General features: G+C 37.7%; 22 protein-coding genes. 11 read left to right on the forward strand and 11 right to left on the reverse strand.

Features of this window, described 5'->3' with window-relative positions:
- From ABN080_RS02100 to lplA, 10 genes are all read left to right on the forward strand, one after another.
- Positions 1–747, forward strand: a complete 747-nt coding sequence (locus ABN080_RS02100; RefSeq protein WP_349440235.1) for a vitamin B12 ABC transporter ATP-binding protein BtuD — start codon at positions 1–3, stop codon at positions 745–747.
- Positions 748–882: 135 nt separating this feature from the next.
- Positions 883–2,028: a UDP-4-amino-4-deoxy-L-arabinose aminotransferase gene (gene arnB, locus ABN080_RS02105; protein ID WP_196553170.1), complete on the forward strand. Its 1,146-nt coding sequence runs from the start codon at positions 883–885 to the stop codon at positions 2,026–2,028.
- Positions 2,029–3,009, forward strand: coding sequence for an undecaprenyl-phosphate 4-deoxy-4-formamido-L-arabinose transferase (arnC, locus tag ABN080_RS02110; RefSeq protein ID WP_197269263.1), 981 nt, complete (start codon positions 2,029–2,031; stop codon positions 3,007–3,009).
- A complete protein-coding gene (arnA, locus tag ABN080_RS02115) occupies positions 3,009–4,991 on the forward strand; it encodes a bifunctional UDP-4-amino-4-deoxy-L-arabinose formyltransferase/UDP-glucuronic acid oxidase ArnA (RefSeq protein WP_072070358.1) in 1,983 nt (660 codons plus the stop codon). The genes arnC and arnA overlap by 1 nt, the downstream gene beginning before the upstream one ends.
- A gap of 9 nt (positions 4,992–5,000) precedes the next feature.
- Positions 5,001–5,894, forward strand: coding sequence for a 4-deoxy-4-formamido-L-arabinose-phosphoundecaprenol deformylase (gene arnD, locus ABN080_RS02120; RefSeq protein ID WP_109408669.1), 894 nt, complete (start codon positions 5,001–5,003; stop codon positions 5,892–5,894).
- Between the two features lie 7 nt (positions 5,895–5,901).
- Positions 5,902–7,566, forward strand: a complete 1,665-nt coding sequence (gene arnT / locus ABN080_RS02125; protein ID WP_072070354.1) for a lipid IV(A) 4-amino-4-deoxy-L-arabinosyltransferase — start codon at positions 5,902–5,904, stop codon at positions 7,564–7,566.
- A complete protein-coding gene (gene arnE / locus ABN080_RS02130; RefSeq protein ID WP_072070353.1) occupies positions 7,566–7,907 on the forward strand; it encodes a 4-amino-4-deoxy-L-arabinose-phosphoundecaprenol flippase subunit ArnE in 342 nt (113 codons plus the stop codon). The genes arnT and arnE overlap by 1 nt, the downstream gene beginning before the upstream one ends.
- Positions 7,904–8,302 (forward strand): 4-amino-4-deoxy-L-arabinose-phosphoundecaprenol flippase subunit ArnF, encoded by a 399-nt coding sequence (gene arnF, locus ABN080_RS02135; RefSeq protein ID WP_196553166.1) that lies wholly within the window; start codon positions 7,904–7,906, stop codon positions 8,300–8,302. The genes arnE and arnF overlap by 4 nt, the downstream gene beginning before the upstream one ends.
- Positions 8,303–8,450: 148 nt before the next feature.
- The gene (locus ABN080_RS02140; protein WP_036913240.1) at positions 8,451–8,942 is read left to right on the forward strand and encodes a C40 family peptidase; all 492 of its coding nucleotides are present in this window, start codon (positions 8,451–8,453) and stop codon (positions 8,940–8,942) included.
- A 77-nt stretch (positions 8,943–9,019) separates the two neighbouring features.
- Positions 9,020–10,039 (forward strand): lipoate--protein ligase, encoded by a 1,020-nt coding sequence (gene lplA, locus ABN080_RS02145; protein WP_340896370.1) that lies wholly within the window; start codon positions 9,020–9,022, stop codon positions 10,037–10,039.
- A gap of 87 nt (positions 10,040–10,126) precedes the next feature.
- On the opposite strand, the gene ABN080_RS02150 is transcribed toward lplA, so the two are convergent.
- The 10 genes from ABN080_RS02150 to ppsR all read right to left on the reverse strand — a co-directional run bounded on the left by ABN080_RS02150 (position 10,127) and on the right by ppsR (position 21,562).
- Positions 10,127–10,495, reverse strand: a complete 369-nt coding sequence (locus tag ABN080_RS02150; protein WP_196553164.1) for a helix-turn-helix domain-containing protein — start codon at positions 10,493–10,495, stop codon at positions 10,127–10,129.
- A gap of 514 nt (positions 10,496–11,009) precedes the next feature.
- On the reverse strand, positions 11,010–11,804 hold the full coding sequence (locus ABN080_RS02155; RefSeq protein ID WP_196553163.1) for a heme ABC transporter ATP-binding protein: 795 nt from the start codon (positions 11,802–11,804) through the stop codon (positions 11,010–11,012).
- Positions 11,801–12,805: a FecCD family ABC transporter permease gene (locus ABN080_RS02160; protein ID WP_349440236.1), complete on the reverse strand. Its 1,005-nt coding sequence runs from the start codon at positions 12,803–12,805 to the stop codon at positions 11,801–11,803. The genes ABN080_RS02155 and ABN080_RS02160 overlap by 4 nt, the downstream gene beginning before the upstream one ends.
- On the reverse strand, positions 12,805–13,620 hold the full coding sequence (locus tag ABN080_RS02165) for a heme/hemin ABC transporter substrate-binding protein (RefSeq protein ID WP_349440237.1): 816 nt from the start codon (positions 13,618–13,620) through the stop codon (positions 12,805–12,807). The genes ABN080_RS02160 and ABN080_RS02165 overlap by 1 nt, the downstream gene beginning before the upstream one ends.
- 15 nt (positions 13,621–13,635) lie before the next feature.
- Positions 13,636–14,685 carry a hemin-degrading factor gene (locus ABN080_RS02170; protein ID WP_349440238.1) on the reverse strand — a complete coding sequence of 350 codons (1,050 nt, stop codon included), beginning with the start codon at positions 14,683–14,685 and terminating at the stop codon, positions 13,636–13,638.
- A 39-nt stretch (positions 14,686–14,724) separates the two neighbouring features.
- On the reverse strand, positions 14,725–16,752 hold the full coding sequence (locus tag ABN080_RS02175) for a TonB-dependent hemoglobin/transferrin/lactoferrin family receptor (protein WP_349440239.1): 2,028 nt from the start codon (positions 16,750–16,752) through the stop codon (positions 14,725–14,727).
- A 70-nt stretch (positions 16,753–16,822) separates the two neighbouring features.
- A complete protein-coding gene (locus tag ABN080_RS02180; RefSeq protein ID WP_349440240.1) occupies positions 16,823–19,015 on the reverse strand; it encodes a TonB-dependent receptor domain-containing protein in 2,193 nt (730 codons plus the stop codon).
- An 81-nt stretch (positions 19,016–19,096) separates the two neighbouring features.
- Positions 19,097–19,258 (reverse strand): hemin uptake protein HemP, encoded by a 162-nt coding sequence (gene hemP / locus ABN080_RS02185; RefSeq protein ID WP_231619304.1) that lies wholly within the window; start codon positions 19,256–19,258, stop codon positions 19,097–19,099.
- Between the two features lie 270 nt (positions 19,259–19,528).
- Complete coding sequence (locus tag ABN080_RS02190) at positions 19,529–20,575, reverse strand: 3-deoxy-7-phosphoheptulonate synthase (RefSeq protein WP_349440241.1); 1,047 nt, start codon at positions 20,573–20,575, stop codon at positions 19,529–19,531.
- 120 nt (positions 20,576–20,695) lie between these two features.
- The gene (ppsR, locus tag ABN080_RS02195) at positions 20,696–21,562 is read right to left on the reverse strand and encodes a posphoenolpyruvate synthetase regulatory kinase/phosphorylase PpsR (protein ID WP_115349637.1); all 867 of its coding nucleotides are present in this window, start codon (positions 21,560–21,562) and stop codon (positions 20,696–20,698) included.
- A gap of 217 nt (positions 21,563–21,779) precedes the next feature.
- On the opposite strand from ppsR, the gene ppsA reads away from it, so the two are divergent.
- Entirely contained in the window at positions 21,780–24,152 is a 2,373-nt protein-coding gene (gene ppsA / locus ABN080_RS02200) for a phosphoenolpyruvate synthase (RefSeq protein ID WP_349440242.1), read from the forward strand.
- A 454-nt stretch (positions 24,153–24,606) separates the two neighbouring features.
- Here the strand turns inward: ppsA and ydiK are convergent, their stop codons facing one another.
- Positions 24,607–25,719, reverse strand: a complete 1,113-nt coding sequence (ydiK, locus tag ABN080_RS02205; protein ID WP_349440243.1) for an AI-2E family transporter YdiK — start codon at positions 25,717–25,719, stop codon at positions 24,607–24,609.
- Between the last annotated feature and the right edge of the window lie 55 nt (positions 25,720–25,774).

Raw genomic sequence — 25,774 nt, forward strand, 5'->3', positions numbered from 1 at the left:
ATGGCGTTGCTTAAGCTTGATAATTTGAATGTTGATAACCGACTTCATACATTTACAGAGATTGTGGATTATGGTGAACGTATTCACTTAATTGGCGCGAATGGTGCAGGAAAAAGTACGCTTTTAATGGCTATAGTGGGAGAAATTTCATTTAGAGGCGGAATTATTCTAAACGAAACCTCAATAAGACATTATAAATATGATGATCTTTCTAGAATGCAAAGCATTGTTATACAACAATTAGAGGCTTTGTCGTTTATGCCCGTTTTTCATTATCTTGCTTTATATCACAAAGTGTCTGAAATGGACGTTGAGCTATTAAATGTATTGTTGAGTGATTTTCAGATTGATGGTTTATTATCAAAAAATATTCATCATTTGTCTGGGGGGGAGTGGCAACGTATCAGGCTCGCTGGCGCATTTATTCAGTTATGGTCAAGTTACGATTTAAAAGGAAAGTTAATGTTACTTGATGAACCAACGAATAATCTAGATGTCGTACAATTGGCAATTTTGGACAAATGGCTTGATATATTTTGCCAACAAGGTGGTACAGTTATTATGAGTACGCATGATTTAAATCATTCCTATCAAAAAGCAGACAGAATTTGGCTAATAAAAAATGGATATTTGGTTGATTCTGGATCACCTGCGCTTTTATTGGACGAAAAATTATTATCAACTACATTTAATACAAATATCAAATGCATCAATGATGTTGATCATATTGATTGGCAAATTTTTTAATATTATGGCTATTGATATGATTATCTCCAAGTAATTATTAAGGTTTTTTTAATGTTTTCTTAATAAGACGGATGTCGGTGAACAATAGTTTGTATATAATTGTATTTATTCATTCATTAATTAGGCTACATTTTTATGAGTCATTTCCTTCCTTTCTCTCGCCCTGCGATTGGCGATGAAGAAATCAAAGCCGTTGAAGATGTATTACGTTCAGGTTGGATCACAACAGGCCCTCAGAACCATCAATTAGAGCAAGACTTCTGTGAAAAATTTGGTAGCAAACATGCTATTGCAATTTGCTCGGCCACTGCGGGTATGCATGTTGTTCTAATGGCTATGGGAATTGGCGCAGGTGATGAAGTTATCACACCATCACAAACGTGGGTGTCAACCATTAATATCATTACATTACTAGGCGCAGAGCCGGTGATGATTGATGTTGACCGTGATACTTTGATGGTAAGTGCAGAGGATGTCAAAAAGGCGATTACCCCTAGAACGAAGGCAATTATTCCGGTTCATTATGCCGGTGCGCCTTGTGATCTGGATGCATTACGAAAAGTAGCACGAGATGCGGGAATTCCTCTTATTGAAGATGCAGCACATGCGATTGGCACACGCTATAAAAATGAATGGATTGGTGAAAAAGGAACCTCTATTTTCTCTTTTCACGCTATTAAGAACGTAACTTGTGCTGAAGGTGGGTTGGTTGTTACTGATAATGACGAATTAGCCAATCGAGTACGTTGCTTAAAATTTCATGGCTTAGGTGTTGATGCTTTTGATAGACAAATTCAAGGGCGTAAGCCTCAAGCTGAAGTTGTTGAACCTGGTTATAAATATAATTTATCTGATATTCATGCCGCTATTGCTGTGGTGCAATTAGGGCGTTTAGAGGAAATGAACGCGAAACGTGCTGAATTAGTGGCACTATATCGTGAAAAACTAAAAGACTCACCATTAGAGATGTTGAGTATTCCTGAGTATCCTCATTTGCATGCTAATCACCTATTTATGGTGAGAGTAGATAAAAGCATTTGTGGTATCGATCGTGATACTTTTATGGAAAAATTGAAGCAAAAGGAAATTGGTACAGGGCTTCATTTCCGTGCGGCGCATACACAAAAATATTATCGTGAGCGCTATCCCGCTTTATCACTTCCTCAATCAGAGTGGAACTCTGCAACGTTATGCTCGCTGCCATTGTTTCCTGATATGAGTAATCAAGATGTTATTCGCGTTGTAGATGCGATCAATGAAATTCTTTCGGAGCATATCTAAGTGTCAACATTTGATAAAATCAAAAAAGTATCGGTTGTAATCCCCGTTTATAACGAAGAAGAGAGCCTCCCTCAACTTTTAGAGCGTACTATAAAAAGCTGTAAGCAATTAAAACAAGCGTATGAGCTGATCTTGGTTGATGATGGTAGTAGTGATAATTCAGCCAAAATGTTAGAAGAAGCCGCTGCTATTGAAGAAAATCACGTAATTGCAATTATTTTGAATCGTAACTACGGTCAACACTCTGCAATTATGGCTGGCTTTAATCAAGCTGATGGTGATTTAATCATTACATTAGATGCAGATTTACAAAACCCACCTGAAGAGATCCCTAGACTCGTTACAACTGCAGAAGAAGGTTATGATGTTGTGGGAACCCGTCGTCGCAATCGTCAAGATTCATGGTTTCGTAAAACAGCTTCAAAAATGATTAACTCCATGATAACCAAGGCGACAGGTCGTTCTATGGGAGATTATGGATGTATGCTACGTGCATATCGTCGCCATATTGTTGAAGCGATGTTACAGTGTCACGAAAGAAGTACCTTTATTCCTATTCTTGCGAACACATTTGCTCGTCGTACTATTGAAATTGATGTCGCACACGCAGAGCGTGAATATGGTGATTCAAAATATAGTTTTTTAAAGCTAATTAATTTGATGTACGACCTTTTAACTTGTCTTACTACAGCACCACTACGTTTATTAAGCATTGTCGGCAGTGTGATCGCTGTTTCTGGCTTTGTTTTAGCATTACTTCTAATTGTTTTGCGTATTATTTTCGGTGCAATGTGGGCCGCTGAAGGTGTATTCACACTTTTCGCAATCTTATTTATGTTTATCGGTGCGCAGTTCGTTGCAATGGGCTTATTAGGTGAATATATAGGCCGAATTTATAATGATGTAAGAGCGCGTCCTCGGTATTTTATCCAAAAAGTGGTTGGTGTTAACAAACCCAACGAAGATCAGGAAAAAGACTAATGAAAGCAATAGTATTTGCCTATCACGATATCGGCTGTGTTGGTTTAAAAGCACTTGAAAAAGCGGGTTATGATATTCAGGCTGTATTTACCCACACTGACGATCCAAACGAAAATCATTTCTTCTCATCAGTGGCTCGTGTGAGTGCAGAAATGGGATTGACAGTATTCGCGCCTGAAAATGTCAATCATCCATTATGGATTGAACGTATTCGTGAAATGAAACCTGATGTCATTTTTTCTTTCTATTATCGTCACATGTTAAGTGATGAGATCCTGAATTTGGCACCTAAAGGCGCATTTAATTTACACGGTTCTTTATTACCAAAATACCGTGGACGTGCACCAATTAATTGGGCGATTGTGAATGGTGAGACAGAAACGGGTGTTACTCTGCATAAAATGACAGCGAAAGCTGATGCGGGTGATATCGTTGCTCAAGAAAAAGTTACCATCACAGACAATGATACTTCTCTGATTTTACATGAAAAAGTAAGAGAAGCAGCGAATAAATTACTCTCTAGTGCATTACCACATATTGCATCAGGTGATTATTCAACAACTGCACAAGATGAAAGCCAAGCTACTTACTTTGGTCGTCGTTGTGCTGATGATGGTTTAATCGACTGGAATGCGGACGCAAAAACAGTTCACAATTTAGTGCGTGCCGTTACTGAACCATACCCAGGTGCATTTACTTTCTTAGGTGAACGTAAAATGATTATCTGGCGTTCTCGTGTTGTTGCAGATAATCAAGGTAAGCGTCCAGGTACGGTTATATCAACAGAACCTTTAGTGATTGCATGTGAGAAAGGCGCAATCGAAGTGGTAACAGGTCAAAGTGAAAATGGCCTTTATGTTCAAGGAAGCCGTTTAGCGGCTGAAATGGGCATTGTGACAGATGTTCGCGTTGGGCCAAAAGCAACGGCACAGGTTAAACGTCGTAAACGTGTTCTTATTTTAGGTGTGAATGGCTTTATTGGTAACCATTTAACAGAGCGCCTATTGAAAGATGATAACTATGATATCTATGGTATGGATATCGGTTCTTCAGCAATTGAACGCTTTATTGGTAACCCACGTTTCCACTTTATCGAAGGTGACGTGAGTATTCATACAGAATGGATTGAATATCACATTAAAAAATGTGATGTTATTCTGCCATTAGTGGCTATTGCAACGCCTATCGAATATACCCGTAATCCATTACGTGTTTTTGAATTAGACTTTGAAGAAAACTTAAAAATCGTACGTTATTGTGTTAAGTATAATAAACGTATTATTTTCCCATCCACATCAGAAGTTTATGGCATGTGTGATGATAAAGAATTTGATGAAGATAATTCACGTCTGATTGTTGGCCCTATCAATAAACAACGTTGGATTTACTCTGTATCTAAACAGCTATTAGACCGAGTTATTTGGGCTTATGGTGCTAAAGAAGGTCTTAAATTTACATTATTCCGTCCGTTTAACTGGATGGGACCTCGTTTAGATAACTTAAATTCAGCGCGTATTGGTAGTTCTCGAGCCATTACACAATTAATTCTAAATTTAGTTGAAGGTTCACCAATTAAATTGGTTGATGGTGGTGAGCAAAAACGTTGTTTCACTGATATTAATGACGGTATTGAAGCTTTATTCCGTATTATTGAAAATCGTGATAACAAATGTGATGGTCAAATTATCAATATTGGTAACCCAACTAACGAAGCAAGTATTCGCGAATTAGCAGAAATGCTGTTAGATTGCTTTGAAAAACATGAGTTACGTGGTCATTTTCCTCCATTTGCTGGCTTCAAGAAAATCGAAAGTAGTAGTTACTATGGTAAAGGCTATCAAGATGTTGAACACCGTAAGCCTAGCATTAAAAATGCAGAGCGTTTATTGGACTGGAAACCAAGTATTGAAACCCGTCAAACTGTAGAGGAAACATTAGACTTCTTCTTACGTGGTGCGGTTGAAGAATTAGGCGATAAATAGGATCAGATAATGAAGAAAGTTGGTTTGAGAGTTGATGTGGATACTTATCAAGGAACGAAGCAAGGTATTCCACAGCTACTGGATGTATTTGCCAGACATAACATTCATGCCAGCTTCTTCTTTAGCGTAGGTCCAGATAATATGGGGCGCCATTTATGGCGCCTTTTAAAACCAAAGTTTTTATGGAAAATGCTGAGATCTAACGCTGCATCGTTGTATGGATTAGATATTTTATTAGCAGGAACAGCATGGCCAGGCAAAAAAATTGCTAAGAATCTAGGTTATTTGATGAAAGAAACCCAAAATGCTGGGCATGAAGTAGGGTTACATTCATGGGATCACCAAGGTTGGCAAGCAAAAGTTGCTCGTTGGTCAACAGAAGAATTAATGCAACAAGTTCGTTTAGGTGTAGAAGCACTGGAAAAAGCACTTGAAAACCCTGTAAAATGTTCAGCAGTTGCTGGATGGCGTGCTGATGAACGCGTATTAACAGTTAAAGAAACTTTTCAATTCGATTACAATAGCGATTGTCGAGGAACGCATCCTTTTAGACCTATTTTAGAAAATGGTTCTATCGGTACGGTGCAAATTCCAGTAACATTACCAACTTATGATGAAGTCGTCGGCACAAAGGTAAAGGATGAGGATTTTAATCAATTTATTATTGATGAAATCAAAAAAGACAGTGGAATACCTGTTTATACTATCCATACCGAAGTTGAAGGAATGTCAAAAGCAGCTCAGTTTGAGCAGTTACTGGCAATGATTGCAAATGAAGGCATCGAATTCTGTCCGTTAAGCGATTTATTACCACAAGATAAAGAAACGCTTCCGATGGGTAAAGTTGTTCGATCTGACTTTCCAGGTCGAGAAGGCTGGTTAGGGTGCCAACAAGAGGTCTAACGAAACTATGTTGAATAACCGGGCGAGTAAAATCGGGGCCATCCTCTTGGCTCTTTTTTTTGTTCTTACCTACTTATTTCCATTGAACAGCCGGTTATTATGGCAACCAGATGAAACCCGTTATGCGGAAATTAGCCGCGAAATGGTGGTGAGCGGGAACTGGATTGTTCCTCATATGCTCGATATTCGCTATTTCGAAAAACCCGTTGCAGGTTATTGGATCAATAATGTTAGCCAATTAATATTTGGCCACACAAATTTTGCTGTGCGTTTTGGTTCAGTTATTTCTATTCTATTAAGCACATTACTTGTTTATTTACTGGCAAGAATGATGTGGCGTAACCGTCAAGTCGCTTTTGTTTCTAGCTTAATTTATTTATCCATGTTTTTAGTGTTTAGCGTAGGCACTTACAGTGTGTTAGATCCTATGTTAGCACTTTGGGTTACCGCGAGTATGGTCTGCTGTTTTTGGGCACTGAAAGCGACGACGGTAAAGACACGAATATTAGCTTGGATAACATTAGGTTTGGCTTGTGGTATGGCATTTATGACTAAAGGGTTTTTAGCATTAGCTATCCCTGTCATTGTGATGATACCTATTACTCTTTATCAAAAGCAATTTACTCAAATGTTGCTCTATGGCTTACTTGCGGTATTTAGTGCTGCATTAATTAGTTTGCCGTGGGCATTAGCTATTGCAAAAGCAGAGCCTGACTATTGGCATTATTTCTTTTGGATTGAACATATTCAGCGTTTTTCTGGTGAAGATGCTCAGCATAGTTCCCCATTCTGGTACTATATCCCTATTATATTATTAGGAGTAATACCTTGGCTTGGTTTATTGCCTGGCGCATTAATGGGGGCATGGAAGAAAAGACGTAAACGCCCAGAACTGTTTTTCTTATTGTGCTGGTTTGTTGTTCCGTTTTTATTCTTTAGTATTGCGAAAGGAAAGTTACCAACATATATGTTGCCATTTATGGCGCCGCTTGCAATGCTAATGGCAAAATATGGCGTAGATTGTGCACGTAAATTTAGAATGAAAGCACTGCGTATTAATGGCTATATCAACATTTTTATTGGTGTTGCCGCCGTTGTCGCTATCTTAATCATTCAACTTGCTTCTTCAAAACCTATATACATGCCTTATGAGTGGTCTAAATGGGTTTTAGCCATCGTCGCATTCTCTTTATGGGGTATTATTGGTTATCTTTGCTCTACGCTTAATGGTAAACATTGGCTATGGGCAGCATCTTGCTCGTTAGGTGTGAGTTTGTGCATTGGGCAGGCAATACCTAACAGTAGTGTTGATGGAAAGTTACCTCAAGAATTTATTCGTCAAAATATTGATACACTCAATGCGAGCAAATACATTGTAAGTAACAGTGTAGGGATTGGTGCTGGATTGGCGTGGGAATTACAGCGTAGTGATATTTATCTTTATGAAAGAACGGGTGAGTTAACTTATGGTATTAGAGAATATCCTGATTCTCAGCATAAATTAATTAAACCTGATAATTTTGCTCAATGGTTAGAGCAAGCAAGAAAAGAAGGTAATGTATCAGTCGTTATTACGTTTAAAGATCCGAAAAAATTAGCTCAACTACCAAGACCTGAAGAGCTTGTGACAAATCATCGAGTTGCTATTTTGACGTATGAGAAGCGTAATTAATGTCCTTTGTTTTATTGCTAATTGTGAGCTTTTTGACCTGCATAGGGCAAGTATGTCAAAAACAAGCGGTGGTTAGCTGGCAAAGTGACTCATTAACAAAAGCCAGAAAAACGATTTTCTGGCTTTTTGTTGCCATTGCGATGCTTGGTTTAGGGATGCTGTTTTGGTTACGACTATTACAAATTCTTCCTCTAAGTATTGCTTATCCTATGTTAAGTATTAATTTTATTGTGGTGACATTAATCGGGCAGTTTGTGTATAAAGAGCCTGTAAATGTGAAGCATTGGATTGGTATTGCATCGATTATGATTGGTATTGTATTGATGAGTATGCAAGCATGAAAGGCTATTTATGGGCGATGGGAAGCGCACTATTAGTCACTGCTGCTCAATTATTGTTAAAGTTTGGTATGTCTGAGCTACCGGATTTACAGCTAGAAAAACGGTGGTTTGATTTTTCATGGCTATGGGACAATATTACACCTTTAAGCATTGTATTTGCTGGGCTTGTAGGGTATATACTGTCAATGGTTTGTTGGTTATTTACTTTACGTACTATCCCTTTAAATAAAGCTTACCCACTTATTAGTTTGAGCTATGTTTTTGTTTATATCCTTGCAGTGATATTACCTTGGTTTCAAGAAACCCCTTCATGGACAAAAACAGCAGGTGTTATTTTTATTATGATAGGCGTTTGGCTGATTAGCCAGAAACCCAAAGAGTCAACATCACACTAAATTCAAAGTTTGGGTTTTATTTTCTGTACCTTGTTGGTTATTGTGCGATTTATTCTATTAATCTTGATTCATTCACCTTCAATAACTTGTTTTTGCTTAAAAAAGCAGATAGATTTTAAAATCTCACATAATAATAATGGTGGATGCAATGAGAAAGTCCGTTTTCTATCCTTTCTTACTCTGTATTATCCTGTTGGCTGGATGTTCATCTAGTCCGTCAAAGCGCATTCCACCAGCGCCTCCTTTAAAAACGCAGCTTTCCGATCCTATTATGGTGATAGTGCAGCTTAAATCACAACTTGAGCAGTGGTATGGTACACCTTATAGTTATGGCGGAATGACATCTTCAGGTATTGATTGTTCAGGGTTTGTCTATAAAACGTACAGTGATCGTTTTGATATTAAATTACCTCGGATGACTATCGATCAAACCAAATATGGAACACAAATCAGTAAAAGTGACTTAATGCCAGGGGATTTAGTATTTTTCAAAACTGGTGGTGGTGAAAATGGACTTCATGTTGGTATTTATGACACTGACAACACATTTATTCACGCATCAACTAGTAAAGGAGTTACTCGCTCCTCTCTTGATAATGTCTATTGGAAAAAAACATTCTGGCAAGCTCGCCGATTGTAATTTAGTGCCATTTAAGACCCTAATATATTGAGAGTTATGCTATCTTATACCTTATTTTCTTCATATAGGTATTCCTTATGTCAGGTAAGTTGCGACTGTTAATTTCCGAATCTTATGATCCTTGGTTTAACCTTGCTGTTGAAGAGTGTATTTTTAGACAAATGCCAGCGGATCAGCGTGTACTTTTTCTGTGGCGTAATGATAATACGGTAGTTATTGGACGAGCCCAAAATCCGTGGAAAGAGTGTAATACGCGAAAAATGGATGAAGATGGCGTGAAATTAGCACGGCGTTCAAGTGGTGGTGGTGCTGTTTTCCACGACCTCGGTAATACCTGTTTTACCTTTATGGCGGGAAAACCAGAATATAATAAAACGATCTCAACTCAAATTATACTTGATGGCTTATCAAAGGCAGGTATACAAGCTACAGCATCAGGGCGTAATGATTTAGTCGTACCGCAAGAAGAGGGTGAAAGAAAAATTTCAGGCTCGGCTTATAAAGAGACTAAAGATCGTGGTTTCCATCATGGCACATTATTAATAAATGCTAATTTATCTAGATTAGCCAATTATCTCAATCCAGATCCGAAAAAACTTCAAGCTAAAGGGATCACTTCTGTACGTTCTCGAGTGACTAATTTAGTCGAACTGAAAACTGATATTACTCACGAAAAACTTTGTGAAACTATTACCGAAAGCTTTTTTGAATACTATGGTGAACGAGTAGATGCAGAGATTATTTCTCCGCAAAAATTACCTGACTTACCTGGTTTTGAAGAGACATTCGCTAAGCAAAGTAGTTGGGAATGGAATTTTGGACAAGCCCCTGCATTTTCTCATTTGTTAGATAATCGTTTTAAATGGGGGGGGGTTGAACTACATTTTGATATTGAGCGTGGTAATGTAGTCAGAAGTCAAATCTATACTGACAGTTTAGATCCCGCACCGTTAGAAGCACTGTCAGATATGCTTGTTGGGCAACGTTATACACCAGCATCTTTAAATGTGTTGATAGAACAACTGATAACACGTTATCCCAGTAATAAAATGGAGCTTAAAGAGCTTCAAGAGTGGCTAGTGACAGCAATCGCTTAATTTTTTTGCTCAAAAAATAGTAGAACACAAAAAAACCAGCTCGATGATAGCTGGTTTTTTTATGACACCTTATAAAGGCTAAATTAATCAGTGAGTTTCACATGACATAAAGCAATGTGTATCTGGCATAGTGCCATTTTCTCTAAACTTAGCAGGTGTAGTATTAAAATGTTTTTTAAAAATACGAGTAAATGTTGCTTGAGAGCTAAAGCCATACATTAAAGCGATGTCTAAAATAGACATATCTTTTTCTTGTAATGATTTAGCCGCTTCTAATAAGCGACGTTTGCGGACATATTCGCCTAATGTGCAGCCTTTAAAATCTTTAAATATGCGTTGTAAGTGCCATTTTGAATAACCACTTTTGTTCGCAATAGTATCGATTTTTATACCTTCGTTACGTTGTAACTGGGTTTCTAACCATTTTAGAATATCATTAACGACATTTTCAGCCATAAAACCTCCCACAAAAATGGTGGGGACACAGTGCCCAAGTAAATAGAATAGTAACGTATGTTATTTATAACCTATTTTAAGCATGGGGAAAATAACTGGTAGGCAAAAAGTGCTTTTCGTTATTGATAATCATTATCAAATTAATAGGTGAAAGCTATATATATCAAGTAAGGTAGAGCTTAATGGAAATTTTTGATTAAAAAAATTGCTTTTAATGCATTTTATTTTGTTGAATTTATTGATTTATTTTTTCTTTCGTCATTCTGTTATACCATTTATTTTTCAGATTGTTATATTTTTCCGTGTGATTTATAATCCAATCAATGATTAAGGTGTATTTTAAAGTCAATTTATTTGACCAAATAGGGAAGTTTAAAAATAAGATTTATTAATTAATTTAGGTGGTGTTACTTAGTGCATTTTATTTGAAATAAATAAGCATATAAAAATAAATTAACTCAGTCACAATCTAGAAAACATATGTTAGAAGGTAACTGAGTAAAACTAAGGTAACTTATGGACGGAGAAAAACTTGTGGATACGAATGCTCTGGATGGGTATCAACACTCACATCTGCACCATACCATTTTTGGATATTTTCTGTTGTAAGGACATTGTGTGGGGTACCTTCACAAACTAATTTCCCTTGATGTAATAATAAAATTCTATCAGCATAAAGTGAGGCTAAATTAAGGTCGTGTAGAACGCAACAAACCATAAGATGTTGTGTTTTTGCTAATTGCTTTAGTAAGCGCAAGCTATGTTGCTGATGGTAAAGGTCAAGTGCTGAAGTCGGCTCATCGAGGAATAACACCGCTTCTTGTGGTGTTGGATGCCATAATTGAGCTAATACTCTGGCAAGTTGCACTCTTTGTTGTTCGCCGCCTGATAATTGACGATAGTCTCTATCTTTAAACTTTAAACAATCTGTTTGTAGTAGAGCCGTTTCGATAGCTATTTTTTTATGTTGTTGCCCATGAGGGCTTCTTCCCATTGCAACCACTTCTTCTACAGAAAAAGAAAATGAGAGTTGGCTATTTTGGCGCATAACAGCCCGGTTTTGTGCTAATTGTTGGCTATTCCATTGCGAATAAGTCTTTTGTTTAAAATAGCACTCACCTTGTGTTGGTGTCGTATAACCTGTCAATAAACGTAGTAATGATGATTTTCCTGCACCATTAGGTCCAATTATAGTGACTAACTCTCCGGCATTAAGTGAAAGAGACACATCATCAATAATGTTTTTTTCACCAATTTGATACGTCAAATTATTTCCATAGAGCAACGAAGTGTTTTGTTTTTGAATCATGACATCCTTCCCGCGGGTTGTCGTAAGATAAGCCAAAGGAAATAAGGGCCACCAATTAATCCAGTAATGAGCCCCACAGGGATTTCAGCAGGAGATACCAGTGTTCTTGATAATGTATCAGCGGCCAGCAACAGTGTTGCACCACCTAAAATGGTAGCAGGTAATAACCATACGTGATTACTACCAACACGCATGCGAATAAGATGTGGAACCACAAGGCCAATAAATCCAATGACACCACTGAGAGCAACAGCACAACCAATTAAAATGGCACTAAGAAGTAATAAAATAAATTTGGTTCGCCTTACGTTTAATCCTAAATAGTGCGCTTCTTCGTCACCAAGTTGTAATAGGTTTAATTTATAGCTTTGCCAACAAGCTAAAAGGCTGACAGGGATAATCACAAGGGTTGCAATTGATAAGGTTTTCCAGTCAATTTGGCTTAATGACCCCATCATCCACAGTGAAAATTGACGTAATTGTTGATCTGTACTGATATAGCTTAAGACACCAATAAAGGACATACAAAGTGCATTGATAGCGATCCCTGCAAGTAGTAACCTTGCTAAATTACCATCGCTCAATTGATGTAATGAGAAAATGATCATTGCCACAATTAAGCCGCCAACAAAGGCGGCAATGATATGACTGTAAAATGCGAATACAGGTGAAAAAGAGAAGGGTAATATAATCACGATAGCAACCATTAGTGCTGCACCGCTACTTATGCCAAGTAACCCAGGGTCAGCTAATGAGTTTCTAAATAATCCCTGCATGATCGCACCTGATATCGCCAATGCCCCACCGACAAGAATAGCCAAAAGCACACGAGGTAAGCGTATATCAAGCCAAATTTGCCATTCCATATCATCAAAAGAGCTATTCCATAATGTATGAAATGAGAGTGCCAATGCACCGCTATTCACAGAGATTAATGTAACAATGGTGAGCAAACAGAGTAAAACTAAAATACTCATCCACGGTGAACGAAAACGAGACATTATTGCTCCAATGCTTGACGAATTTGATGCATGACATCAGGTGTTGAAAGCGTAAAACCTAACAAACCCATATCATCGACGACGACATAATGTTTATTTTTACCTGCAGGTGTGTACTTTATACCGGGTAAATTCCAAAGTTTTTCAATACCGCCAATGCCTTTAATACCTTCTTTAGTCACCAGCAAAATATCAGGTTGGCTTGCAATGACACCTTCTTGAGAAAGAGGGCGATAACTCGTAAAGCCTTGCATTGCATTCTTACCTCCAACTAGTGAAATAATGGTATCTGCTGCAGTATTTTGACCAGCGGCCATAGGAACAACACCACCATGACTCATGATATAAATGACTTTTTTATCTATAGGAGTTGTGGGTATTTGGTTAATAGATAGGGTGAGTTTTTCTTTTAGTTGCTCACCTTCTTTTTGTTTATTTAAAATGGTGGCAATGGTGTCTATTTTTTCATTAATGGCTTCTAATGAATGTGTACCTGTAATCGTTTTAACAGTGACTCCTGCCTCTTTTATTCGGCGTAGTGCTAAAGAAGGGCGAGCGAGTTCACTGGTTATAATTAATGTTGGTTTGACCGATAAGATACCTTCGGGATTTAGCATTCGCATATAACCCACATCAGGGAGTGCTTTCACTTGTTCAGGGACTAAACTAGTGCTGTCTCTTGCAATAATTTGTTCACCTGAACCTAATGCGAAAACGATCTCTGTGATATCACCACCAATAGTGACAATACGTTCATTGGCGGAGCTGGCAAACGACATTACGCTACACAGGATCAAAAGAAGCCATTTTTTCATTAACTCATTCTCCGATTAGGCTATTTTGGCAAGAGTATTAACTTGCTCGCGCCATTGTTGTTGCTCTGCAGTGCCTTCAGTTCGTTGTCCATAAAGCTGGGCAATCTGTTGGCCTTTGCTATCAAAGATTTCAAGACTGGTGACAAAACCATCCTGAGTTGGTTTGCGAGTGATCCAGCTTTCAGCGATTTCACTTTCAATTAAATGAAGTGTAAATGCAGGATTGAAAACGTTAATCCAGACTTGATCGCTATTCTCAAATTGATGAGGAACTAAACGGTCAATTTGCCCTGTAAAGATTTGCACACAACCACGGCTTCCGACAAAAATCATGATCTCATTTTGCGCTTCTTTAGCGAGGGTTAATAAGGTTTTCAGTGCACTGTTATCGACTTGATAAGCAAGGTCATCGGCAACAGCTTTAAAGGCTTGTTGACGACTCAAATTATTTTCTTTTAGTAGTTTGAAAAATTGGTGAACATCGGTCATTGAACGCCATTGTTGTTCAAGTTGCTCTGCCAATTCATGACTAACCGGTGTGTTTGAATAAGGTTCGATAGGGGTAATGTCGAGAGCTGGATTTTCTTCCAATAAGAATGATTGGATTAGCGCATTCCATTCATCCATATTGGTATTGTCAGTTGCATAGACTTTATGTAATGCATCGCCATGCATATCAAAAAACTGAATGCTATAACGAGTTCCTTTTGAGGTTTCTTCAGCAAGTGAGAAAATGCTAGACCAATAAGCGAAGAAAAAGCGTAAATCCATTGCTCGAGGATTTAAAATCAAACCAGCGTGATCGTTAAAGCGAGCATTATTGTATTCACCAAGATGTTCGTGAACGGCGATATCGTTACGAGTAATGGCTTTGACTTCACCTACTTTACTTAAGGCTTTTAATAATTCTTGCACATCGTTACGTAAGCGTTTTGCATCATGTCCTATGCGTGCATGTGTTAATTCGGCTTCACTTACATTTAAGTATGCAGCCAGATCACGGGCATAAGGTGCTTTTTTATCCGCTTTAGCTTGCAGGTAGCTCTCATAAAGAGGTTTATTCACAGAAACTCCTATTGTATCTATCGTTGATTTTATTGTTAATTACCATTGATAACTCACAAGTACTTTTGCATTACGACCTTCCTGAGGAATACCAGCAGAAGAATAATAAGTTTTATCAAATGCGTTACCCAGCACAAATGAGGTTGTTAATCCTTTTAATGAAGCACTTCCTTCATAGCGAAGGTAAAAATCATTGACGCCATAACCTGCTTGTTGATTATTAACTGGGCGATTAAAGCGATTATGTTTAGTAAAATCTGTTTTTTTCGTAAATTGACCGACCCAACCCACTGAAAAGTCTGTGCTTGGAACTGGAACATCAAAGCGACTGGTTAAAGTATCCGGTTCAATCGAAGTAATTGAGGCATTTGTAGCATTATCTTTTCCTTTGGTGTGGTTATATGCTAAGTCCCAATTAAAGAATTTAGATTGGTAGCTCATAGAAACATCCCACCCCCAAATAGTTGCTCTTGGAATATTTGTTGATTGTGTATATCCCTGAAAAATAGCGACATCTGCATCAATATAATCTTTTGCGCGAGTATTGAAATGGGCAGCTTTAATTTTCAGATTATCATTATTAGATAATAAGTCATCGAATTGAAAACCAAATCCGTATTCAGTGGTTGAATTGGTTTCAGGCTTTAAATTAGGGTTAGGACGCCAATAGTTTGTTGGTGCTCCTGGGAACGGGGCATCAAAATGCTTAGCATCGTTGTACATTTCGCCTAAAGAAGGTGCCCTAAACGCTTGTGAATAAGAGGTATAAAGCATTGACCAATCGGTAGGTGTGATGCTGATGGCTCCTTTGGACGACCATTTATCAGCGGTAATATCATCATAACGATCGTTTTGGCTTTTATATTTATCAAAACGGGTTCCTAAAATTAAGGAGACAGGCAAATCACGTAAAGTGACTTCATCTTGAACCCAACCTGACATAAAACGAATATCTGCTTGTGGGAAGCTTTCTGTATTTTGACTTGGTGATTGTTTCTGTTTATATACTTCACCACCATAAGTAAAACCATGTGATGCGAAACTCTGCATGGCGAGTTGTGAGCGGTTTTCTAGTTTTACGCCATACGTCTTTTGTTCTCGACCTTCAAATCCTTTTTGTACTGTTTTGGCGTTGATATCAACTTCACTGTAATAGGCTTGTGTTTTTAGATTAATCCATTGTAAATCTGAAGGATTGTATTGATAGGTTAACTGTGCATCTTTTTGTGTTGTTGTTCGGTCAGTTTCCACATTTGTCAGTGTGGAATTTCCAGCAATTTGAGGGTTTTTAGGTTGATGAGCATTATTATGGTAATAGCGGAATTGACCACTTAAAGTATTGCTATCATCAATAAACCAACGCCCTTTGGAGAGTAGGTTAATAATGGTTTCATCATTTTGTGCACGATAACCTCCACCATAACGAGTATCACCTTTATCACGAGCTGATAATGCAACAAGACCATCAAGCTTCTCGTGTTTACCAAAAGCGGTAACTCCTAAACCTTGGCTATGTTGTGCGGTATTACCAAGACCAGTGACACGTACACCGCCTTGTTCATTTTTTGAAAGTAGATCGCTCGCATCAACTGTATCGTAAGCAATAACACCACCAAGTGCCCCACTACCATACAACAATGCAGAAGGCCCCCTAACCACTTCAACTTGCTTTATAAGAAGGGGGTCAACAAAAATACTATCAATATGGCCAGTGTCAGTTCCTTGACGTACACCATCTACAAGTGTCAATATTCCATTTTTACTGTATCCACGCATACTGATGGTTTCACCATTAGTACGACCTGCGCCTGAAATAGAAATTCCGGGCACATGACGAAGTAGTTCAGATGCACTACCCGCGGTTTCTGACAACGCATTGTTATTTTTAATAACGGTTGACATCATAGGTAACGTAAAGCTATCACGCTCATTACCAGTCGCATAAACGGTAAGTACTTCTGTTTTTTTCTCCTCGCCAGTTTGTGTTTTTTCTTGTGCTGACACACAAGCAGAAGAAACAGCAACAGCAAGTAAACTAAATTTAATTAATAGGAATGACTGAGACATGCAGATGGATCTCCATTATTTTAATGGGCTGTTTAAACAGCCCTCTGTTATGTAAATCATTGCTCCTCATCTACCAGCGATAACTGACGGACATTTTGATATTTCTGCCTTCTTGAGGTACACCTCGAGTTGAGAAATACTCATAATTAAAGGCATTTGCCAACATAAGTGTTGCTTGTAGATCTTTATTTTTCTTAGATTGATAGCTGAGTGAAAAATCGTGGACAGCATATCCAGGAAATTGTTGAACAACTTCTTGTAATCGAGTGACTTCTTTCCCCCGATTATGTGGAGCAACCATGCCCTTGTAGCTACTTTTAGAATCAGTAGCACTGGCAAATTGCCCAGACCAACCTAATGAGAAAGGTGTTTTGGCGATAGGAACTTGTATAAATGCAGTAAGAATTTCTGGTCTTACGGGGGAGATGGTTTCACTATCTGTAAGTTGGAATGTATTTGTACGGTTATAGCTTAACCCAGCAGAGAGCCAAGTGTGGGTGTAACGTAAAGCAATATCGGCACCTTCAATATAAACATTCGCAATGTTATAGGCTTTTAGGCTCTGTTTGCCAAGAATTGTTCCCATCCAATGAGCATAGGAAATATAGTCTTTTGACAATGTATCGAAATAAGCCACTTTAATTTCTAGTGCATCATTTTCGGATAGCAATTGTTGGAATGAGAATTTTCCACCATATTCCCAAGTTCTGTTTCTTTCTGGGTTTAAGTAAGGATTAGGTATCCAATAAGATGTTAAAAATCGTCCTTTATTATAATGAAGTGAATCATTAAACATCTCACTTAATGTAGGTGCCCTAAATGCAGTTGAGTATGACGTGTAAAGCTGTAACCACGGTGTTGCAGAAAATGTTAATTTTACATTTTCAGTGGTACCACGATAACTTGCTTTATGCATGAGTTTATTTTCATCTACACTTCTAATGCTAGCTGCATGATTGTAAATGAAACTATCAATCTTTTTATTTGGAGAGCTTTCATAATAGTGATAGCGAACACCGGCTGTTAAGGATAAAGGGAATAGCGGTGTTGATAGCGTGCTTTGTAACCATGCAGCGGCATAATCCATTTTTGCCAATGGGAAGTTTTTTGCTTTTTCGTTGGATGTCATTTTCTGTCGGTAAGCTTCAGTACCCAGAATGACTGATAAATTAAGATTATTATGAGGAGTAATATTAGTGTAATTTTCTAATTTTCCACCATAAGTTGATTGTGTTCGTGCTTCGAAAGTACCGATCTTACCTTTTAAATTTTTTTTAAGTTCACTTTCTGTAAGTTTTACATCGGTTAAGAAAGTTTGCTCAATATTAAACTGTGAGTAATAAAGATGAGTTGTTAAATCAATCCAAGAATTACTTTCAGGGGCATAGTGATGGGTTAGAGAATAATTTTTTTGCTGAGTATCCCGATATACTTGGTTGCTTTTATTTTTACCATATCCACTCATACGATATAATACTTCTCGTTGTTCACCTGAATTATCATAATGGCGAGCTGAGAAAATAAAGGTTTGGTTATTTGTGGGATAGAGATAGATTTTAGCAAAGTAGTTATTAATGGATTCATTGTTATCCATTTTCTGCCCATCAGCCAATAAGATAGGACCACGCTGACGTTGAGTGTAAGAGATTAAACCAGAAAATAATTTATGTTGGCCCGCAATTATTCCGCCATAAGAAAAATGGCGATCAGCAGAAGAATAAGAGCTGAATAATTTAGCTCCTAAGTTTTTATTCTTTGCCAATATTGATTGAGGATCGAGAGTGTTAAAAGCAACAACACCTCCCATAGCGCCTTCGCCATGAACAGTTGAGGCAGAACCGTGTTTGACATTAATACTTTTGATTAAAGAAGGGTCAAGAAATACCCCCCCTAAGTTATTCATTGTATTTTCGAGTGGTTGATGAATGCCATCAACGAGAATTTTGACGCCTTTTTGATCATATCCTCGCATTAGAATGTTGGCACCATTAGTCACTCCCGTTCCTGAAAGAGTGATACCCGCGACTTCTTTTAACATCTCACCGGTTGTTGAAGCTGTTTTTGCCTGGGGGGTTGAGGTTTCAATTGTAGATTGAAAGTTATGCTCAATTTCATGATATTTATGACCAATAACAGTAAGAGAGTCCGTTTGTGTGTTTTCAGCGTGTGCAGAGGCAATAGGGGAATACAACAGACAAAGTGCTGTTGCTATACCTGAATATTTGAAATGTTTTTTCAGCATACACATACCATAAATATCCATAGAAAGTCCTTGTATATGGAGTTATTTAGCTGGCTGCCTAGCTGAATCGATAGGTGGCTTGCGAGTTATTGTCAAAAATGATTATTTAGTCAGGATCAGTTTTCCTGCTTTGGTCTGACGTAGTTGATACAACTCTCCGTTATGTTGAATGTAAACCACGCCATCTTTGCCCAATAATTCAATACTATTAATAGATTGAATTATTGAAGAATGAGAGTCCTGTTTAACTAATGAACTATCCAAATTATTGGCTTTTTTATTCATAATACACTAAGAGTAATAAGCGTTATCATTATGATAATCATTATCGTTAACAAATGTATTTAGACAAGCTTTTTTTAACGTAAACAGGTAAATTTAAGTCATATTGTGAGTGATAAAGCGGTATGTGATGAAATTTAAAACAAAGGAATAAAAGAGGTTTATCTTTTTACTGAAAAATAAGAACAATACAGAATGAATATAGAAGAAAAATAATAGGGGATAGGATTATCCCCTTAAGAAGTAAGTTTATTAAAATCGACTTTCAACGGCTTGTGCTAATAATTCAAGCAATTGCTCGGTATCATTCCAACTTAAACATGGGTCAGTAATAGATTGTCCATAAATAAGAGGTTTTTCTGGCAAGACTTTTTGCGAGCCTTCCTGTAAAAAACTTTCAGCCATCACACCAACAATTGCTTGCGAGCCATCTTTAATTTGTTGACTGACATTGCGAGCCACTTCTAATTGACGGCGATGGATCTTTTCACAATTACCATGACTAAAGTCGATAATAAGATGCTCAGGTAAATCCACTTGTTTTAGTGCATCAATAGCATCTGCAATATCGCTTGCATGATAATTTGGTTTTTTACCACCTCGCATAATAATGTGCCCATAAGGGTTACCGCTAGTTTGGTAAATTGTCATGCGGCCATTTTTGTCAGGTGATAAGAAAGTGTGACCTACGCGAGAGGCACGAATTGCATCAATAGCAATACGAGTATTACCATCCGTACCGTTTTTAAAGCCCACAGGACAAGAAAGTGCAGATGCCATTTCACGATGAACCTGACTCTCTGTAGTTCTTGCGCCGATAGCCCCCCAACTAATTAAGTCAGCAATATACTGACCAGTTACCATATCAAGAAACTCGGTTGCAGTTGGTAAACCTAATGTATTTATCTCAATTAATAATTTTCTTGCAAGGCGGATACCTTCATTTACATTGCAAGAATTATCAAGATAAGGATCAGAGATTAAGCCTTTCCAACCAATAACTGTACGTGGTTTTTCAAAGTAGGTTCTCATGACAATTTCTAAGCGGTCATGATAGCGTTCTTTTTGTTGGTTAAGTTTCGTGGCGTACTCTTTGGCAGCTTTGGGGTCATGAATAGAACAAGGACCCACAATCACTAAAAGCCGCTTGTCTTCACCAGTGAGGATAGCTTCAATTCGTTTACGTGCTGATGTGATATTTTGGATTATCTCATCAGAAATGGGGAACTCTTTTGCTAAGGTTTCTGGTGTCACCAGACTGTCTAAAGCCTTAGTCCGTAGTTCGTCTGTCTTTAACATAATTCATCTCAATAAATATACAGGGTAAGTCTACCCAGTGATTAAGATCACAATAAACGAAATTCAGCTAATTTCAACAGCGTTATTAGAGAAAAACTAATAAAAAAATACGGTTAAGACTTAGAACATCCTTCTCGCTAATCCCATAGAATCAATTACCTTAGTTGAAATTTCTTCAACAGAATAATTTGTGGTATTGAGATAAGGAATATTGTTTTTTCTAAAAAGAGCTTCCACTTCGGCTAATTCGATTCTACATTGGCGAATTGATGCATAACGGCTATTTTCACGACGTTCACCCCGGATAGCAGCAAGGCGTTCTGGTGCAATGGTTAAACCGAATAATTTATGTTGATACTCTTTTAATTCAGCAGGGAGTTTTAAAAAATCCATATCATCAGCAGTAAATGGGTAATTGGCCGCTTGAATACCAAATTGCATAGCTAAATAGAGGCTGGTGGGTGTTTTACCACAACGAGAAACACCAATTAAGATAACTTGTGCTTGATCGAGATTACGTAATGATATTCCATCATCGTGAGAAAGCGTGTATTCAATAGCCGCAATACGGGCATCGTATTTACTAAGATTTTTCTCTGTTAACCCATGTGTTTTATTTAATTTTGGTGAGGCTTGAATACCCATTTCTTTTTCAAGCGGTAATACAAGAGATTGCACAATATCCTGACAAAAACCTTCACTACTATTTATTACTCGTTTAACTTCAGGGCTAATAATAGAATAAAAAACAAGGGGTTTAGCGCCACTCTTTTTATAAATTTCAGAGATTTTCTGTTTTATTTCTTCAGCTCTTTCTACCGTAGAAACAAAAGGTAATGTATAACTTTTCATTCTTAGTGGAAATTGAGAAAGTACGGCGTGGCCTAAAACTTCAGCTGTAATAGCTGTACCATCAGAGATAAAAAAGACTGTTCTATCAATGGGTTCATTATTATCACAATTAATAGAATTTAAGCTTAATATCATAACGCTCACCTTTTTTAGCTGAATTAGCGAATCAAACAACATTATCTATAGCATTTTTATTGATTATAAAGGATAAAAAAATAAAGTTTTCTGGTTGATCGATTCACCTTTCTATATTCACTATAACATTGTGATACGCTTATTTAAGTTGTCGTTTTGACAGCGGGTTTTTCTTTTTTTCTCTCTCTCATAATTGTTTAAAAAAGGATTGTTCTCAATGTCCAGCAATAGCCTCACCCCGTGCAATGTACTTTGGTATAACCAATTAGGTATGAATGACGTTGATCGTGTTGGTGGGAAAAATGCTTCCCTCGGTGAAATGATCACAAACCTCGCGGAACTAGGTGTTTCTGTTCCTAATGGGTTTGCTACCACAGCGCAAGCGTTTAATGATTTTCTGGAACAGAGTGGTATCAATCAGCGTATTTATGAATTACTTGATAGTGTTGATGTTGACGATGTTAATCAACTGGCTCAAGCAGGTAATCAAATTCGTCAATGGGTAATTGATACACCTTTTACGCCTCAGTTTGAAAAAGATATTCGCGATGCTTATCTCACATTAAGTGAAGGTGAGTCAGAAGCTTCTTTTGCCGTTCGTTCATCTGCAACCGCAGAAGATATGCCTGATGCTTCTTTTGCGGGCCAACAAGAGACGTTTTTAAACGTTCAAGGTATCGATGCCATTCTCGTTGCAATTAAACATGTATTTGCCTCGTTATTTAATGACCGAGCAATTTCTTATCGTGTCCATCAAGGCTACGATCACCGCGGTGTTGCGTTATCTGCAGGTGTTCAACGCATGGTGCGTTCTGATCTTGCCTCTTCTGGTGTGATGTTTACCATTGATACTGAATCAGGCTTCGATCAAGTTGTCTTTATTACATCAGCTTATGGTTTAGGCGAAATGGTTGTTCAGGGAGCAGTAAACCCTGATGAGTTTTATGTACACAAGCCAACTTTAGCAAAAGGCCTACCTTCAATTGTTCGTCGTAACTTAGGTTCTAAAAAGATCCAAATGGTTTACGCAGACAGTGTAGAGCATGGTAAACAAGTACGTATTGAAGATACGCCAGAATCACTGCGCAATCGTTTCTCTTTGACAGATAATGAAGTTCAAGAGTTGGCAAAACAAGCTGTATTGATTGAACGCCACTATGGTCGTCCAATGGATATCGAGTGGGCTAAAGATGGGCATAATGGTCGTTTGTACATAGTACAGGCTCGCCCTGAAACCGTTCGATCTAACCAGCAAGTGATGGAACGCTATCAGTTAAATGAAAGTGGCTCTGTAATCATTGAAGGCCGTGCTATTGGTCATCGTATTGGTACAGGCGCAGTCAAAGTTATTCATAACTTAAATGAAATGGATAGAATTGAAGCTGGTGATGTACTAGTTACTGACATGACAGACCCAGATTGGGAACCTATTATGAAAAAGGCCTCTGCGATTGTGACAAATCGTGGTGGTAGAACATGTCATGCTGCGATTATTGCTCGTGAATTAGGTATTCCTGCTGTTGTCGGTTGTGGTGATGCCACTGAATGTATTACAGAAGGGCAAGTCGTTACAGTTTCTTGTGCTGAAGGTGATACGGGATTTGTCTATGATGGCAAACTAGATTTTTCTATTCAAAGCTCCGCAATCGATAACATGCCTGAACTTGATCTAAAAATCATGATGAACGTTGGCAATCCTGATCGTGCATTTGATTTTGCTGGTTTACCAAATGACGGTGTGGGTCTTGCGCGTTTAGAATTTATTATCAACCGTATGATTGGTGTCCATCCTCGTGCATTATTAGAGTATGACGATCAAAGCGAAGCATTAAAAGCTGAAATTAATGAGATGATGGCTGGCTATGAATCTCCTGTTGAATATTACATTAGTAAATTAACAGAAGGGATTGCGACATTGGCGGCAGCATTCTGGCCTAAACGTGTGATTGTTCGTTTGTCTGACTTTAAATCTAACGAATATGCCAACTTAGTTGGTGGTGACCGTTATGAGCCGGATGAAGAGAACCCAATGTTAGGATTCCGTGGAGCAGGTCGTTATGTATCCGATGATTTCCGTCGTTGTTTTGCGCTTGAGTGTGAAGCAGTAAAACGTGTTCGCAACGATATGGGTTTAGATAATGTTGAAGTGATGATCCCATTTGTTCGTACGGTACGCCAAGCTGAAGAAGTTATTGAAGAATTAGCTGCAAACGGTTTAAAACGTGGTGAGAATGGCTTAAAAGTGATTATGATGTGTGAAATTCCATCAAATGCACTATTAGCTGATCAATTCTTAGCGCATTTTGACGGTTTCTCTATCGGTTCTAATGATATGACTCAATTAACATTAGGTCTTGATCGAGATTCAGGAGTGGTTTCTTCGTTATTTGATGAACGCAATGACGCTGTAAAAGCGCTGTTATCAATGGCGATCCAAGCGGCTAAACGTAACGGTAAATATGTGGGTATTTGTGGTCAGGGGCCTTCTGATCATGAAGATTTCGCACAATGGCTAATGGAAGAAGGGATTGATAGTTTATCTTTAAATCCAGATACCGTAATTAAAACTTGGGTGAAATTAGCACAATAGAATTAATATAAAGGTTATAAATGAAAGCTCACAAAATAATGTGAGCTTTTTTTATACAATTATTAAATAATAGGCAAAAAAAAAGCCTATCATGGGCTGACAGGCAAAGACTACACACAGCAATATTTTATATTCTTTAATTTCGCCAATTAATTTATTAATATGAAAGGCGAAATCATTAATTCGGTGAAACATTTGTTTCGTTGATATTTATATTAAGAGAAATGAGTTAATTATGCTCTAAGAATTATCTCAATAAAAATAATATTAGTCTATTTCAAAGTGAATATAACTAGCTGGTAACAAACAGGTTTAAAAAAATGTAATTTGTTTCAAATTGTAAGTTTGAATATAAAAATATAATAATTCATTCCTAAATTGATAATCTTTATTAAACTTTAGTCTATTATTTTTAGAGCATGTAAGTAGCTACACTTACATGCCCCATTATTATTTATTCTTTCTCAATAAAGTTTTTATTCATAAATTCTACGGTTTCAGTTAGATCAGGATTAGGCTTTGGTACTTCATTTATCCATGCATTTAATAAACTATGTGTAACAGCAAGAACAACAGGACCAATAAATAATCCAATCATACCTAATGTCAAAATGCCGCCAATAACCCCCGTTAGAATTAATACCATCGGTAAATCAGCCCCCATTTTGATTAAGTATGGGCGTAATACACCATCCATAGTTGCCACGGCACCTCCCCAAATTACCATGACAATGCCCCAAGTTGTATCACCAGTCCAAAATAGCCATAGAACAGAAGGGATTAGCACTAATAAAGGGCCTATTTGAGCAAGGCAACAAATGAACATGACAACGGTAAGTACTGTGGCATAAGGCACGCCTGATACCGCAAGGCCAATACCACCGACAATGGCTTGAATTAAGGCGGTTAATACCACGCCCAGAGCAACGGCACGAATAGACATTGATGCTAGTAAAATGGCCGCATCACCACGTTGACCCGCTAAGCGAATAGCAAAATGACGTAACCAAGCAACAACGTTCTCACCTTGTAAAAACAGTAAGCCAGAAAATAACAACATCACTCCTAAATGCAGAGCAAATCGACCGATATTTAGGGCTTGAGCGAAAAACCAGTTAGCGGCTTGTCCAACATAAGGTTGAATTTTGGCAATTAACGCATTGCCACCAGAAACGAGAATAGAGTGCCATGTATCATAAAGCTTGCTTCCTATCATCGGGATATCATTAAGCCATAATAATTGAGGAGGCTGAATATTCGAAGGTGACTTAGCTAACTCAATTAGTGGGGCACTATTATCAATAACACTGCTAATTAACAAGATAATAGGGATAACAAAAATCAGTAATATCAAGATCATCATTATCATGGTAGATAGCCAACGATATTTTACTCGTTTTTCAATAATAAGGAGCAAAGGCCATGTGGCAACAACAATCATTCCAGCCCAAATAAAACCCACAATAAAAGGGTTGAGTATCCAAAAACTGGCGATAATAAAAAAAGAAATAAAAAGAACAGTGAATAAAACTTTGGGTATATCTGTATGGATCTGCGGTTTTTCCATGGTTTTAAATCCCTACACGAATAAAAATGCTAGAAGCAGATGAATAAACATTGCA

This window comes from Proteus sp. fly-1089 (assembly GCF_040138965.1).
Taxonomy (GTDB): Bacteria; Pseudomonadota; Gammaproteobacteria; order Enterobacterales; family Enterobacteriaceae; genus Proteus; species Proteus vulgaris_B.